This window comes from Achromobacter sp. Root83 (assembly GCF_001428845.1).
Classification (GTDB): domain Bacteria; phylum Pseudomonadota; class Gammaproteobacteria; order Burkholderiales; family Burkholderiaceae_B; genus Achromobacter.
Genome location: NZ_LMIU01000012.1, coordinates 332,312 through 346,095, shown reverse-complemented (window position 1 = coordinate 346,095; position 13,784 = coordinate 332,312). Strand labels below are relative to the sequence as shown.

15 protein-coding genes are annotated in these 13,784 nt (G+C 65.5%); 5 read left to right on the top strand and 10 right to left on the bottom strand.

The features are described 5' to 3' along the window. The first annotated feature begins 39 nt into the window (after positions 1–39). The 4 genes from cphA to ASE30_RS13915 all read left to right on the top strand — a co-directional run bounded on the left by cphA (position 40) and on the right by ASE30_RS13915 (position 3,968). Entirely contained in the window at positions 40–2,610 is a 2,571-nt protein-coding gene (gene cphA, locus ASE30_RS13925; RefSeq protein ID WP_057284888.1) for a cyanophycin synthetase, read from the top strand. 551 nt (positions 2,611–3,161) lie between these two features. Beyond that, on the top strand, positions 3,162–3,362 hold the full coding sequence (locus ASE30_RS13920; RefSeq protein ID WP_057284887.1) for a CsbD family protein: 201 nt from the start codon (positions 3,162–3,164) through the stop codon (positions 3,360–3,362). 27 nt (positions 3,363–3,389) lie between these two features. Then, a complete protein-coding gene (locus ASE30_RS28540) occupies positions 3,390–3,554 on the top strand; it encodes a DUF1328 domain-containing protein (protein WP_082586272.1) in 165 nt (54 codons plus the stop codon). Between the two features lie 75 nt (positions 3,555–3,629). Then, complete coding sequence (locus ASE30_RS13915) at positions 3,630–3,968, top strand: BON domain-containing protein (RefSeq protein WP_057284886.1); 339 nt, start codon at positions 3,630–3,632, stop codon at positions 3,966–3,968. 97 nt (positions 3,969–4,065) lie between these two features. Here the strand turns inward: ASE30_RS13915 and ASE30_RS13910 are convergent, their stop codons facing one another. The 10 genes from ASE30_RS13910 to ASE30_RS13865 form a co-directional block, all read right to left on the bottom strand. Continuing rightward, the gene (locus tag ASE30_RS13910) at positions 4,066–4,938 is read right to left on the bottom strand and encodes a PhzF family phenazine biosynthesis protein (protein ID WP_057284885.1); all 873 of its coding nucleotides are present in this window, start codon (positions 4,936–4,938) and stop codon (positions 4,066–4,068) included. A 75-nt stretch (positions 4,939–5,013) separates the two neighbouring features. Beyond that, entirely contained in the window at positions 5,014–6,411 is a 1,398-nt protein-coding gene (locus tag ASE30_RS13905) for a 4Fe-4S binding protein (RefSeq protein WP_057284884.1), read from the bottom strand. A gap of 39 nt (positions 6,412–6,450) precedes the next feature. After that, positions 6,451–7,299 carry an FTR1 family protein gene (locus ASE30_RS13900; RefSeq protein ID WP_057284883.1) on the bottom strand — a complete coding sequence of 283 codons (849 nt, stop codon included), beginning with the start codon at positions 7,297–7,299 and terminating at the stop codon, positions 6,451–6,453. Between the two features lie 13 nt (positions 7,300–7,312). Next, on the bottom strand, positions 7,313–7,666 hold the full coding sequence (locus ASE30_RS13895; protein WP_057284882.1) for a cupredoxin domain-containing protein: 354 nt from the start codon (positions 7,664–7,666) through the stop codon (positions 7,313–7,315). A gap of 2 nt (positions 7,667–7,668) precedes the next feature. Beyond that, the gene (locus tag ASE30_RS13890; RefSeq protein WP_057284881.1) at positions 7,669–8,205 is read right to left on the bottom strand and encodes an iron transporter; all 537 of its coding nucleotides are present in this window, start codon (positions 8,203–8,205) and stop codon (positions 7,669–7,671) included. Between the two features lie 218 nt (positions 8,206–8,423). Further along, positions 8,424–8,993: a polyhydroxyalkanoate synthesis repressor PhaR gene (gene phaR / locus ASE30_RS13885; protein WP_057284880.1), complete on the bottom strand. Its 570-nt coding sequence runs from the start codon at positions 8,991–8,993 to the stop codon at positions 8,424–8,426. A 120-nt stretch (positions 8,994–9,113) separates the two neighbouring features. Next, positions 9,114–9,851, bottom strand: coding sequence for an acetoacetyl-CoA reductase (gene phbB / locus ASE30_RS13880; RefSeq protein ID WP_057284879.1), 738 nt, complete (start codon positions 9,849–9,851; stop codon positions 9,114–9,116). Between the two features lie 79 nt (positions 9,852–9,930). Continuing rightward, positions 9,931–11,568, bottom strand: a complete 1,638-nt coding sequence (gene phaC, locus ASE30_RS13875; RefSeq protein WP_057284878.1) for a class I poly(R)-hydroxyalkanoic acid synthase — start codon at positions 11,566–11,568, stop codon at positions 9,931–9,933. 124 nt (positions 11,569–11,692) lie between these two features. After that, positions 11,693–12,457 carry a peptidoglycan editing factor PgeF gene (pgeF, locus tag ASE30_RS13870; RefSeq protein WP_057284877.1) on the bottom strand — a complete coding sequence of 255 codons (765 nt, stop codon included), beginning with the start codon at positions 12,455–12,457 and terminating at the stop codon, positions 11,693–11,695. Continuing rightward, complete coding sequence (locus ASE30_RS13865; RefSeq protein ID WP_057285195.1) at positions 12,445–13,347, bottom strand: RluA family pseudouridine synthase; 903 nt, start codon at positions 13,345–13,347, stop codon at positions 12,445–12,447. The genes pgeF and ASE30_RS13865 overlap by 13 nt, the downstream gene beginning before the upstream one ends. A gap of 9 nt (positions 13,348–13,356) precedes the next feature. Between ASE30_RS13865 and ASE30_RS28980 the strand changes: the two genes are divergently transcribed. Beyond that, on the top strand, positions 13,357–13,704 hold the full coding sequence (locus ASE30_RS28980; RefSeq protein WP_156407643.1) for a hypothetical protein: 348 nt from the start codon (positions 13,357–13,359) through the stop codon (positions 13,702–13,704). Positions 13,705–13,784: the final 80 nt, after the last annotated feature.

Genomic DNA, 13,784 nt, shown 5'->3' with positions numbered 1-13,784 from the left:
AGTCCGCGGGGCGCGCGTTAGACGACAGGAATACCTGCCATGGAAGTTTCCCGTATCCGAGCATTGCGCGGCCCCAATCTGTGGAGCAAGAACACCGCGATCGAGGCCATCGTGTCCTGCGCCGACGCCGAATGCTCCCTCGACAACCTGCCCGAATTCGAAGCCCGCCTGCGTGCCCGCCTGCCCCAAATCGGGCTGCTGCGTCCCGAAGGCCATCAGGACGCGGTATCGATGGCGCATGTGCTGCAGATCGCCGCATTGACGATGCAGGCGCACGCCGGCTGCCCCGTCACGTTCGGCCGCACCGCCTCCACCATCGAGCCCGGCGTATTCCAGGTGGCGGTGGAGTACAGCGAGGAAGAGGTCGGCAAGCTGGCGATGGAACTGGCGCAAGCGCTGGTGCGCGCCGCGCTGGACGACACCCCGTTCGACATCGCCGACGCCTTGAAGCGTTTGCGCGAACTGGACGAAGACGTGCGCCTGGGCCCCAGCACCGGTTCCATCGTGAACGCAGCCGTGGCGCGCAACATTCCGTACCGCCGCCTGACTCAGGGCAGCATGGTGCAGTTCGGCTGGGGCAGCAAGCAGCGCCGCATCCAGGCCGCCGAAACGGATCTGACCAGCGCCATCTCGGAGTCCATCGCGCAAGACAAGGACCTGACCAAGATGCTGCTGGACGCCGCGGGCGTGCCGGTGCCCATGGGCCGTTCGGTCACCACCGCCGAAGAAGCCTGGGCCGCGGCCCAGGAACTGGACGGCCCGGTGGTGGTCAAGCCGCGCGACGGCAGCCAGGGCCGGGGCGTCGCCGTCAACATCGAGACGCGTGAGCGCGTGATCCAGGCCTTCGAAGTGGCCGAGGAAATCAGCTCGGAAGTCATCGTCGAACGCTACATCCCGGGCCACGACTTCCGCCTGCTGGTGGTGGGCGGCGCGCTGGTGGCTGCATCGCGGCGCGATCCGCCCCAGGTCACGGGCGATGGCCAGCACACCATCCGCCAACTGGTCGACCAGGTCAACGCCGACCCGCTGCGCGGCGACGGCCACGCCACGTCGCTGACCAAGATCCGCTTCGACGACATTGCCCTGGCGACGCTGAAAAAGCAGGGCTTCGACGCCGACTCCGTGCCGCCTCCCGGCACGCTGATCTTCCTGCGCAACAACGCCAACCTGAGCACCGGCGGCTCCGCCACCGACGTGACCGATGAGGTTCATCCCGAGATGGCGGCGCGCGCGGTATCCGCGGCCCGCATGATCGGCCTGGACATCTGCGGCGTGGACGTGGTGGCCGAAAGCGTGCAATACCCGCTGGAAGAGCAGCATGGCGGCGTGGTCGAGGTCAACGCGGCCCCCGGGCTGCGCATGCACCTGAACCCCTCGTTCGGCAAGGGCCGCCCCGTGGGCGAAGCCATCATCTCCAACATGTACGCGGACGGCGACGACGGCCGCATTCCGGTGGTGGCCGTTGCCGGCACCAACGGCAAGACCACCACGGTGCGCCTGACCGCCCATCTGCTGGGCACCGCCGGCAACCGGGTGGGCATGACGAATTCGGATGGCGTCTACGTGGACACGCTGCGCATCGACACGGGCGACTGCAGCGGCCCGCGCAGCGCCCGCAGCGTGCTGATGCACCCCGACGTGGACGCCGCGGTGTTCGAGACGGCCCGTGGCGGCATCCTGCGCGAAGGCCTGGCCTTCGACCGCTGCAACGTCGCCATCGTCACCAACATCGGCATGGGCGACCACCTGGGCCTGGGCTACATCAGCACGGTGGAAGACCTGGCGGTGGTCAAGCGCGTCATCGTCCAGCATGTTCATCCCTCGGGCACGGCGGTACTGAACGCCGCCGATCCCATCGTGGCCGAAATGGCCGCGAGCTGCCCCGGGTCGATCACCTACTTTGCCGAGGACCGCAACCATCCCGTGCTGGCGACCCACCGCGCGCAGGGCCTGCGCTCGGTGTACCGCGACGGCGATGCCATCGTGGCCGCGCAGGGTGCCGATGAGGTGCGCTTCCCGCTGGCCGCGATTCCGCTGACGCGCAATGGCACCATCACCTTCCAGGTGGAAAACGCCATGGCGTCGATCGCCGCGGCCTGGGCGCTGAACCTGGACTGGGACATCATCCGCCGCGGCCTGGCCACCTTCGTCAACGACGCCCAGACCGCCCCCGGCCGCTTCAACGTGTTCGACCATCGCGGCGCCACGGTGATCGCGGACTATGGCCACAACCCCGACGCGATCCTGGCCCTGGTGCGCGCGGTGGACGCCATGCCCTCGGCGCGGCGCTCGGTGGTCATCAGCGGCGCGGGCGACCGGCGCGACGAAGACATCCGCATGCAGACCGAGATCCTGGGCGCGGCCTTCGACGATGTCCTGCTCTACCAGGACCAATGCCAACGCGGCCGCGCCGATGGCGAGGTGCTGGCCCTGCTGCAGCAGGGCCTGGTCGGCGCCAGCCGCACCACGCACATCGAAGAGATCCACGGGGAATTCCTGGCGATCGACACGGCGCTCTCGCGCTTGAACGCGGGCGACCTGTGCCTGATCCTGGTGGATCAGGTCGAAGAGGCGCTGGACCACATCGCCAAGCGCATCTCGCAAGCCTGACGCGCGCGCGGGTAAAAACAAACGGGGCGCCCAGGCGCCCCGTTTGTTTTCGTGCCCGCGGCGTTCAAGCGTGCGGCGACGCCATGGGCGCCACCGCCTGATACTTGTCCGTCACGTGCGTGCATCCCACGGCCGCCATCGCGCCCAGCACCAGCAAGATCGCGCTGCAAAGTCGTTTCGTCATGCGTGCTCCTTTCCGTTTTCACGTCGAACCGCCAGGCGGGTTCCGTGGCGACTATACCGGCATGGCCCCGGGCGATCCAGCCGCCCGTTCCCTCGCGCGGGGCAAATCCCGTTACGAGGGGCACTCAAAAGGGGACAAAACATTGCAGGAATGTAACTCCACCCTCTGCTGCCCCTGCAGGCTTCCCTCGTCGCAGACGGCCGGTTTTCACCCTCGGTGCGTTGTTACATTTATCCACAGCCGCGTTTGACAGGCCCCGGGGTGCGCTCGTACGGTAAGGACTAGCTGATCAGTGTCCAACTCAACCGCGATTGCAGGACTTATAGGCCATAAGCCTGACGCCGCAAATCAACAGAGAGAGGTCACCATGAATAACGACATCATCGCCGGCAAGTGGAAGCAACTAGCAGGCAAGGCCAAAGCGGCCTGGGGTGAACTCACCGACGACGAGTTGACCCGAACGGAAGGCAATGCCGAACGCCTGGCTGGCTTGATCCAGGAGCGCTATGGCAAGACCAAGGAAGAAGCGCAAAAGGAAGTCCGGGATTTCTTTGACCGCAATCCCTGATCCGTTCAATCACCAGGAGAAGCTGACATGCTGCATTACGCCGTAGTTTTCTTCGTCATCGCCATCATCGCGGCTGTCCTGGGTTTCGGCGGTATTGCCGCCGGCGCCGCGGGGATCGCCAAGGTCTTGTTCTTCGTCTTCCTGGTATTGGCGCTGCTGTCCATTCTGGGCGGCGCCTTCCGCAAGAAATAGAACACGCACCCGCACATTCATTGAAAGCCATTGCGTCCTGAACGCGCTGAACCACCAATAACAAGGAGCATTACTATGGAAATTCGCAAGCTGATCGCCGCCGCTGCACTGGGCACGGGCGCTGCCTTCACTTCCATGGCTTTTGCCGCCAACGACGGCAAGCCTAAACAGTCCGTGGGTGAATACGCGTCCGACGCCACCGTGACCACCAAGGTCAAGGCCGCCTTTGTGGCCGACAAGCAGCTGAGTTCCCTGGAAATCGCCGTTGAAACCAATAACGGCGTCGCAACCCTGACGGGCAGCGTGGGCACCGCCGCCGAAGCCGATCATGCCGCCACCGTGGCGCGCGGCGTTGAAGGCGTCAAGCAGGTCATGAACAACATCAAGGTCGATCCCGCCAAGAACAAGAAGTAAGGACGGCATCTTCCAGAGCTACGCCTGAAGAACAAGCGGCGCCCGTGGCAACACGGGCGCCGCTTTCTCGTGGGCGTACGGTGCGGGCCGCCTGGCGCTAGAGCGTCACGGTGCCTCGGCCGATCTCCAGCGCGCGGCCGCCCACCTGGATCCGGCCATCGGCGCCGACGTCCAGCAGCAGCCGGCAGGGCCGGCCCATCTGGTCGCCCTGCTCTACCAGTATGCTGGCCGGCATGGGGTAGCCGCGGTGCTGCAGCCAACCGCCCAGGTTGGCGCAGGCCGACCCGGTGCCCGCGTCTTCGTCGACGCCGCCCCCCGCCTTGGCGAAGAAGTACCTGGCCACCACGGCCTGGCGCCCGTCTTGCAGCCTGCCTTCGTCGAAGGCAAACACATAAAGCGTCTTGCGCCCCAGGCTGCTGGCCTGCCAGCGCGCCAGCCTGGAGGCATCCGGCGCGGCCCGGCGCACGGCATCCACGCTGGCAAGCGGCACCAGCAACTGGTCCGCGCCGGTATCCACCCAGATGGGTTCGGCCAGCAGGTCACCGCCGTCCAATCCGACCAGCCCCGCGATTTCGGCGCCGTCCAGTTCGGGCCTGGCCGTGCGCACCCCGCCGGGGCATGGCGCGGTAAACGTCCAGGCATCGCCGCTGGCCACCACGGGCACGACGCCGGCCTTGAATTCCAGCGTCAGCGCATCGCCCGTCCGCAGCAGGTCGCGCACGACCTGCGAGGTGCCGATGGTGGGATGGCCGGCGAACTTCATCTCGTAGCCCGGCGTGAAGATGCGCACCTGCGCGTCCGCGCGGTCCGAGGGCAGGATGAAAGTGGTCTCGGACAGGTTGAACTGCGCGGCCAGGTTCAGCATGGTGGCGTCGTCCATGCCCCGCGCGTCTTCGAACACGCAAAGCTGATTGCCGCTGAAAGTGGAGGAAGCGAAAACGTTGAGCAGTCGGAACGCGTAGGTGGCCATGGCGGAACGAAAAAAGAGGGAATGCCGGCGGCGCCGGCGCGGTACCAACTTTATCGCAATGCGCGCGAGGACGGGCTACCAGATGGCGAAGAACAGCACCCAGGCCAGGCAGAACGGCGCCAGGCCCGCGATCAGCGCCAGCCCGGCCAGGCTTTTCCTGAACACGCTCGCCGGGCGTTGCTTGAGCAGCCGGACGAACAGGCGCAGCGTCCAGAGCACCGCCAGCGTCAATAGCGTGAAGCGCACGGGCGTGGCCCACGCGGCTTGCACGCCTTCGTGCTTGAGCAGGTTGACGGTGGTGGCCGACAGCCCCAGGAACACGCCGATGCCGGCCGCCGGGATCAAGGCCTGGGCCAGCTTGTGCAGGCCCGGGCGCCCCCAGCGCGTGGCGCGGACGCCCGGCACCGGCGCCGCGGGCGCCAAACGGTCAGCGAGCCACAAAGACAGGAAGCTCGCGCCGCCGACGCAGACCGTCGCGCCGACGACGAACATCAGAATGCCCGCCCCATCCAGCCATGAAAAGCTGTCGTTCACGTCTGGATAATGCGTCAGGATGAACCAGGGCGCGTTGTCCATCAGCGGCCACAGGATGTCGCGCTCGACCAGCCAGGTCGCGGCCCATTGTTTCGCGGTGACGTACCAGGGGCTGGCGCTCCAGAGAAACGCGCCGATGGCGATGCCCATCAGGCCAAAGCACAGCAGCGCGGTCTGCCAGGGATCGCCGTCGGCCACCTGCACGATCTCTTCTTCGGGCGAGCGCGGCGTCAACGCGATCGCGCCGCGATAGCCGCTGCACCGGCCACAGACGTGGCAGTCGCCCGCGCCCTTCATGTGGCGCAAGGGGACCAGCGGCGCACAGTTGATGGGTTCGATGCGGATGACCGGATGGCGCCACTTTTCTTCGTCGACCTTGAAATGCCACGGCGCCAGCTTGGCCAGCAGGTTGAACACGCCATTGACCGGGCACAGATACTTGCACCACACGCGCTTGCTGCGGCCGTAGCGCCAGCCCACGATCATGGCCGCCACCGTGGACCCGCCCAGCACGGCCAGCACGGCCAGCGGGTACTGATAGACGCTGACCAGTTGCCCATAGATCGTCGTCAAGGCGAACGCCACGAACGGCCAGCCGCCCCAGCGCATCCACTTGGGAATGGCGCGGCCCTGCCCGCGCTCGCTGGCCCATTCGGTCAGCATGCCCTCGGGACAGAGCCAGCCGCACCAGGCCCGGCCCAGGATAGGCATGGAGATCAGCACGAACGGCCACCACACGCCCCAGAAGGCGAACTGAGCGACGATCGTCAGATTGTTGAACACCGAGGCCGCGTTGTCCGGCAAGGGCAGCAACGCGGGCACGATCAAAAGGAACGCGTACATCGCGACGATGCCCCACTGCAGCTTGCGCAACAGCGGGGCATGGTCACGGAGAAAGTCGGCGATACGGGAGGCGGACCTCCCGAGCAAAGCTGCCATGGTCAACCTTCAAATATTCCTTCCGGCAAAACGCCGGAATCAGGATGCTCCCCGGGCCGCCGTCACCGGTGCGGGCTTGCCGCCCGCCCACCGCAACAACGCCCAGACAGCGATCCAGTAGCCCACCCACAGCAGGACCGACATCAGCGCCGGGTAGGCGCGGTAGCCCGCGAAGTCGGCAAGCACCTTGCCGAAACCGGAGCTGTCGCTCAACAGCCACGAGCTGTCCCAGACGGGGTCCACGAGCGTCGGCAGGACATCCAGGGAAATCAGGTGATCCAACCCGCCCACCAGCAGCGAGCCCGCCAGCAGCAACAGCAGGATTTCGGTCACGCGGAAGAAGCGGCGCCACGTAATGAGCTTGCCGCCCAGCTGCAGCAGCCAGAACGTCAGCAGCGCCACCGCGAAGCCCGCCACGCCGGCCAGGGCCAGCATCAGCATGTCGCTGCCGCCTTCGCCCGCCGATACGGTGCCATACAGGAACACCACGGTCTCGCTGCCTTCGCGGGCCACGGCGATGGCGACCAGCACCAGCAGGCCCCACCAGTTGTCATTGGCGACGGACGAACGCGCGCCGCTTTCGAGTTCGCGCTTGAGCGTGCGGCCATGCGTTTTCATCCACACGACCATCTGCACCACCAGCACGCACGCGGCCAGCGACATGATGGCCTGGAACCATTCCTGGCCTTCGTCGCTGAGCCAGGACGAGACGCCCAGCAGCACCAGCGCCAGCGCCACGGCCAGTCCCAGCCCGGCCGCGACGCCGCCCCACAGATAAGGCAGCCCGCGCTTGCCCTCGGGCGTGGCGCGCAGCCACGTATACAGGATGCCCACCACCAGCAGGGCTTCGACGCTTTCGCGCCAGACGATGAAAAGTACCTGTTCCATGACCTGCTACGCGTTATTCCTTGGGCTTGACGACCAGGGTGCCTTTCACGCTCTGGTGAAAGTCATCAAAAAAGGGATACTCGCCGGGACGCGAGATGGTGATCACCACAAAGGATTTCACGCCGGGTCCCAGCACTTTTTCCTTGCGCAGCGGAATGCTCTCGAATTCCACCGGCTCGTTGCTCTCGTTGATGAGTTCAATCTTGAAGCGGCCTGCCGGCACTTCCAGCGTGGCTGGCTCGAACGTCCCGTCCGGCTTGAACCTCAAGGTGAACGTGGGCAGTTCGTCCGCCCGCGCGGGCGCCGTGCCGGCCACGCCGGCCAGGCCGATCAGCAATGCGGCAAGAACACGCGGCAGGCGGCGCACGATCAGTAACCGCCCTTCTTGCCGGTGCCGGCGTAGACGAATTCATATTCCAGGTCGAAGGGCTCGAACCACGGACCCACGCCGGTTTCCTTGTCGACGTGGCGGCCGAAGTGGCTCATCTTGTCCGCGGTCGGCGGCAGGATCGAGTACTTCAGCTTGTACTTGCCCGGGCCTTCCAGCTTGACGTTCTCGCCATAGTGCGGACCGTCGTTGGCGACCATGGGCATGAACGTGCCCTTCTGCACATTCTGGCTGCCCACCTTCTGGATTTCATAGTTCACGACCAGATAGGGCACCCATTCGCCTTCCGGGAAACCCGTCTTGTTGCCGGCGGTGGCGTGGATGTCGGCCTCGAGGTGGACATCGGAATCCTTGGCGGGACGCATCATGCCGGGAGGATCCATTTCAATCGGCTGCAAATACACGGCGCCGATTTCCATGCCGCCCTTTTCCGCGGGCTTGCCGATGGGATACTCGGCCGCCTGCGCAGCAGAGACGCTCAACGCGACAATGGCCAGCGCCAAGGCTTTCTTGATCATGTGCATAATCCTTGAGACTCAAACAAATCGCGGTTCCAAAACACAAACAAGAACCGTTTGCATTAATGTATCGGATTTTGCTGACACACCCCTGAACCCAAAGGCCCAAAAAGTGCCGGATCATTGCGCTGGGTCAAACGAAAAAAAAACCGGCGCGGCTTTCGCCGCGCCGGTTCAGACAAGGGGTCGGGTCACGTGGACCCCGCCCTGACCGGTCTCTATTTGCGTCCCGGGCCGCCCGGCGTGCCGCCAGGCGTGAACGGGAAGGTCGAGAACATGGCGCGCGTCTGGTCCTGCATCTGGTCCTGCATCTGCACGAACAGGTTTTTGCTCTGGTCGATGTAGTTGTTCATCATGTTCTGGAGCATGGGCGTCTGCACGTTCATGAACTGCGTCCAGGCCTCGGGGCCGAACTGGCTCCCATACAGGCCCTTGGACTGCTCGGCCATGCGCTGCTGGATCTCCATGAATGCCTGGATGTTCTTTTCCAGGTAGGAACCCATGATGCCCTGCATGGCATGACCGTAGAAACGGATGATCTGGGACAGCATGTTCGAGGAGAACATGGGCATGCCGCCGCTTTCTTCTTCAAGAATGATCTGCAGGAGGATGCTGCGCGTCAGGTCTTCGCCGCTCTTGGCGTCGACGACCTGGAATTCCTCGTTGGCCAGGACCAGTTGCTTGACATCTGCCAGGGTGATGTAGGTGCTGGTCCGGGTGTCGTATAAGCGACGGTTGGGGTACTTTTTAATCAGGCGCAGGCTGGCGCCGGTTTGTGCTTGCGTCATTGTTTGTCCCCGGATCGGGCGATCTCTTAGGCTTCGGATAAGGTGGAGTGTAATGCCGGACGGCCCTCTCCCCGAGGCCATCCGGCGCCGATGGGCCGCCCCGTGGCGGCCCACGTTGGGTCAGCCCATGTGCAGGCCGCCGTTCAGCGAGAAGTCCGCGCCGGTCGAAAAGCCGGATTCGTCCGAGGCCAGCCACGACGTCATCGACGCGATTTCCTCAGGCGTGCCAAGGCGGCGCACCGGAATCGTGGCAACGATCTTTTCCAGCACGTCGGGACGGATGGCACGGACCATGTCCGTGCCGATATAGCCGGGCGAAATCGTGTTGACCGTGACGCCCTTGCTGGCCACTTCCTGCGCCAGCGCCATGGTGAAGCCGTGTATGCCCGCCTTCGCCGTGGAGTAGTTGGTCTGGCCGAATTGCCCCTTTTGGCCGTTCACCGAACTGATGTTGATGATCCGGCCCCACTGGCGTTCCACCATGCCTTCGATGACCTGCTTGGTCACATTGAACAGGCTGTTCAAGTTGGTGTCGATCACGGCCCGCCAATCGTCGGCGGTCATTTTGCGGAACAGCCCATCGCGGGTGATACCCGCGTTATTGACCAGCACGTCGACCGGGCCCAGTTCCTTGGTGACCCGTTCGAAGGCATCTACCGTGGACTCCCAATCGGACACGTTGCCCACGGACGCATGGAACGTATAACCCTGCGCGGCCTGTTCATCCAGCCATTGCTGATAGTTGCGGCTGGGGCCGCAACCTGCCACCACGCGAAAGCCATCCTTGGCCAAGCGCTGGCAAATAGAGGTGCCAATCCCGCCCATCCCGCCTGTTACGTAAGCCAGTTTTCCGCTCATTGGACTTCCTCCTGTGTGCGACGGACGCCTCGTTGATTAACTTTCTTATTGGTTCGGGAATCAACCGCTTGCGGCGGTGTCAGGCTGCCCGGACCTTCACGTATCTGCCAGGGGCCGGCTCGATGGGCCGGTGCTTGGCATTGCCTAATTTTGCGCGTGCCTTGACTTGCTTGCCGGAATGCTCGGCCAGCCAGGCCGTCCAATCGGGCCACCAGCTTCCCGGATGTTCGGTGGCCTGCGCGAACCACGCGTTGGGATCGCCTGGCAACGGTTGGCCCGCCTGTTCCAGCGTGTCCGCCACCCAGTAGCTGCGGCGCTTCTTGGCGGGCGGATTGACCACGCCGGCGATATGGCCGGAGGCTCCCAGGACGAAACGCTGCGGCCCGCGCAGCACCTGCGTGGACGCATAGGCCGATACCCAAGGCACGATATGGTCTTCGCGCGACCCGAATATGTACGCCGGCATCCGCAACCGCGTCAGGTCCAGCGGCATGCCCGCGGCTTGTGCGCGTCCCGGCACCTTCAGGTTGTTCTCGAGGTAGGTGTTGCGGAAGTACCAGGAGAAGAAGGGTCCGGGAAGATTGGTGCTGTCGCCGTTCCAGAACAGCAGATCGAAGGGCGGCGGCTTCTGGCCCTTCAGGTAGTTGCCCACCACGTAGTTCCAGACGAGCTCGTTGGGCCGCAGGAACGAGAAGGTGGTGGCCAGGTCGCGGCCGGGCATCAGCCCGCCGTTGCCCAGTTGATGGTCGCGCAGCAGCGCGTGGGCTTCGTCGACGAAAACACCGAGGACACCGGTGTCGTGGAAATCCAGCAGCGAGGTCAGCAAGGTCAGCGAGGCCACGGGATGCTCGCCGCGCGCTTCGGCCAGCGCCAGCGCCGAGGCCAGCATGGTGCCGCCCACGCAGAAGCCCAGGGCGTTGACCTGCGGTTCCTTCGTGATGTCGCTGGCCACGCGCAGCGCCTGCAGCACGGCGTCGTCCAGGTAGTCGGACCAGGTGGCGCGGTCTACGCCGTCGGTATCGCCGGCCACGGGATTGCGCCACGAGATCAGGAACACCGTGTATCCCTGCGCGACCGCATGCCGCACGAAGGAGTTTTCGGGTTGCAGGTCCAGGATGTAGAACTTGTTGATGTTCGGGGGCACGATGACCAGCGGCCGTTCGTGCACGGTGGCGGTCGACGGCGCGTACTGGATGAGCTGGAACAACCTGTTTTCGAACACCACTTCGCCAGGGGTGGTCGCTACGTTGCGGCCGATCTCGAACTGCGATTCGTCCGTCTGCGTGATACGGCCCTTCTTGACGTCGCCCAGCAGGTTCGCCAGGCCTTCGTTCAACGCGCGGCCGGCGCTTTCCACGATGGATTGCTGGGCGTCCGGGTTCAGGGCCAGGAAGTTCGACGGCGACAGCGCGTCGACCCATTGCATGATCGAAAAGCGCAGGCGGTCGCGCATAGGTTCGCTGACCTGGGCGGCGTCGACCATGCGCGACATGGCGCGGGCCGACAGCAGATAGGTATGCGCCAGCAGCAGGTGCGAACCATTGGTGGCCCAGGCATCTCCGGCGAAGCGCCGGTCGGGCGGAGGCGCCAGCGCGCCGCGCCGGGCGTCGTCGCAAAGGCGCTGCCATTCACGAGAAAATTCGGCCTGGATGTCAGCCAGGACTTCCGGTGCCACGCTCACCGGAATGGGGCCTGCGGCGGAGAGATTGGCATTCACTTCGACACCTTGTTATCGAGACTTCGCGATTGATCTTGCATTCCGGGGTCAGGACTGTCAATGCGGGTATACAAGGAGGGCCGCCAGAGCGGAATGCAAGGCCGGACACCGGCCTTGCGCGGCATCAAACCGGGTCCAGCCAGGCCAGCAAAGCCATGCGTCCGGTTTCGCCGTCGCGCCGGTAGGAAAAGTAGCGGTCTGCCTGCGTCACGGTGCATATTCCGCTCAGCGACACCTCTTGTACCCCGGCGCGGCGCAGACGGAAATCGGCCAATCCGGCGAGGTCGGCCAGCCATTTGCCGGTGATGCCCGGCCGCGGCGCGAAGTAGCGCTGGCTGGCGGGGTCGTCCGCCACGAAGGCGTCCAGCACGTCCTGCCCGACCTCGAACTCGCGGGGACCGATCCCCGGACCGATCCACGCGCGCCAATCCGAGGCCTGCGGCGCCTTGGCACGCATGGCGGCCAGCGTATGTTCCAGCACCCCGCCCGCCAGGCCGCGCCAGCCGGCGTGCGCCGCGCCCAGCACCTGGCCGCGGGCGTCGGCGATGACGACGGGCAGGCAGTCGGCCACCATGATGGCCAGCACGCGTCCGGGCCGCGCCGTGACGCTGGCGTCCACCGCGGGCTCTTCCGGCACATCGGACTGGTCGGCGTCCACGACCTCGCTGCCATGCACCTGGCGCAGCCACAACGGTTCGGACGGCACCGCGGCGCGCACGCGGCGCCGGTTCTCGGCCACGGCATCGGGATTGTCGCCCGCCCGCCGGCCCAGATTCAGGGTGTCGTGCGGGGCCACGCCCACGCCGCCCGCCCGGGTCGTGCAGAAATAATTCACGCCGGCCCATTGGGGGCCGGTCACCACGGGCAGGCCTGCGGTCACGTGTTCCATGCGATGCCTTCCTGGACCAGCGTCATGTCGGCGGGCACCTCGGCGGTGAATTGGACCTCGCCCTTGCCGCCCGGGTCGTCGAAATGCAGCGCGCGGGCGTGCAGCATCTGGCGCTGCGCCCCCGCGATGTTCCTGCCGCCGTAGATGGTGTCGGCCAGCAGCGGATGCCCCAGGCTGGCCATGTGCACGCGGATCTGGTGGGTCCGGCCGGTTTCAAGGCGGCACACGACTTCGGTGACCCGGCCTCCCGGATCGACCGTGCCGCGGCGGGCCGGCGCGTAATTAGTAATGGCGGGCTTGGGCGCCACGGGACGTTCGACGCTCATGCGCACGGGGACGCGCGGGTCGCGGCCGATGGCGCGGTCCACCTTGCCGGGGCCGGCGACCCAGCCATGCGCCAGCGCCACGTATTCACGGCCCATGCTGCGCGCCTGCAACTGGCGCACAAGATGAGTCTGGGCCGTGTCGTTGCGAGCCACCACCATCAGCCCGGAGGTGTCCTTATCCAGCCGGTGCACGATGCCGGCGCGGGCGATCTGGGCCAATTCGGGGTAGCGGTGCAGCAGGCCATTGAGCAGCGTGCCGCTCCAGTTGCCGGCGCCGGGATGGGTGACCAGCCCTGCAGGCTTGTTCACCACGATCCAGTCCGGGCTCTCAGCCACGACGGCGAATTCCACGGGCTCGGGGGTGAAGGCGCGCGCGTCGGGCGCGGGCTGGGCCCAGATGGTCAGTTCGTCGCCCGGACCGACCGTCTGGCGGATCTTGCCGGGCGCGCCATTGACCAGCACGTTGCCGGATTCGATCCACCCCTGCAAGCGGTTGCGCGAATGGTCGGGCAACAGGCCGGCCAGCACCTTGTCCAGCCGGTCGGCGCGCATGGCGGACGGCACGGTTACAAGTTGCGGCTCACCCCGGGGGGCGGTGTCGGTGGCTTCGTCGGCGCAATCTTCGGCGTCATCCTCGGCACTGCCGTTTGCAGTCCCGGCGGCAATCCCAGCGGCAATTTCGGCGGGATTTTTGCCTGGGCTTTTGCCGAGGGCTTCGCCCGAGGTTTTGCTCGAGGTTTTGCCGGGGGTTTTGGCCGGGGTTTTGCCCGGGGTTTTGCCCATATTTTTGCCGGTTTTCTGGCCGGCCGGACCCTGGAGTTTGTCGTCAGAAACAAGATCTGTGCGGGCGGCTGTATCAGACATGGAGACAAATCATATAATCAGCCTGCCATGCTAACACCAAGGATACGATTCTCGTGATTCACCACTCCGCAGCTCCCTCGAACCCCGCATCCCGAAGCGGGCCGGTTTTGCGCGTGGTTATCGCGCTATTTGCCGTC

Coding starts and splice junctions, on each gene's coding strand:
- ASE30_RS13910 (WP_057284885.1), bottom strand. CDS start 4,938: ATGGCCACCTACGCGTTCCGACTGCTCAACGTTTTCGCTTCCTCCACT.
- cphA (WP_057284888.1), top strand. CDS start 40: ATGGAAGTTTCCCGTATCCGAGCATTGCGCGGCCCCAATCTGTGGAGC.
- ASE30_RS13890 (WP_057284881.1), bottom strand. CDS start 8,205: ATGATCAAGAAAGCCTTGGCGCTGGCCATTGTCGCGTTGAGCGTCTCT.
- phaR (WP_057284880.1), bottom strand. CDS start 8,993: ATGACGCAAGCACAAACCGGCGCCAGCCTGCGCCTGATTAAAAAGTAC.
- phbB (WP_057284879.1), bottom strand. CDS start 9,851: ATGAGCGGAAAACTGGCTTACGTAACAGGCGGGATGGGCGGGATTGGC.
- ASE30_RS13920 (WP_057284887.1), top strand. CDS start 3,162: ATGAATAACGACATCATCGCCGGCAAGTGGAAGCAACTAGCAGGCAAG.
- ASE30_RS13915 (WP_057284886.1), top strand. CDS start 3,630: ATGGAAATTCGCAAGCTGATCGCCGCCGCTGCACTGGGCACGGGCGCT.
- ASE30_RS28540 (WP_082586272.1), top strand. CDS start 3,390: ATGCTGCATTACGCCGTAGTTTTCTTCGTCATCGCCATCATCGCGGCT.
- ASE30_RS13900 (WP_057284883.1), bottom strand. CDS start 7,299: ATGGAACAGGTACTTTTCATCGTCTGGCGCGAAAGCGTCGAAGCCCTG.
- ASE30_RS13905 (WP_057284884.1), bottom strand. CDS start 6,411: ATGGCAGCTTTGCTCGGGAGGTCCGCCTCCCGTATCGCCGACTTTCTC.
- pgeF (WP_057284877.1), bottom strand. CDS start 12,457: ATGGAACACGTGACCGCAGGCCTGCCCGTGGTGACCGGCCCCCAATGG.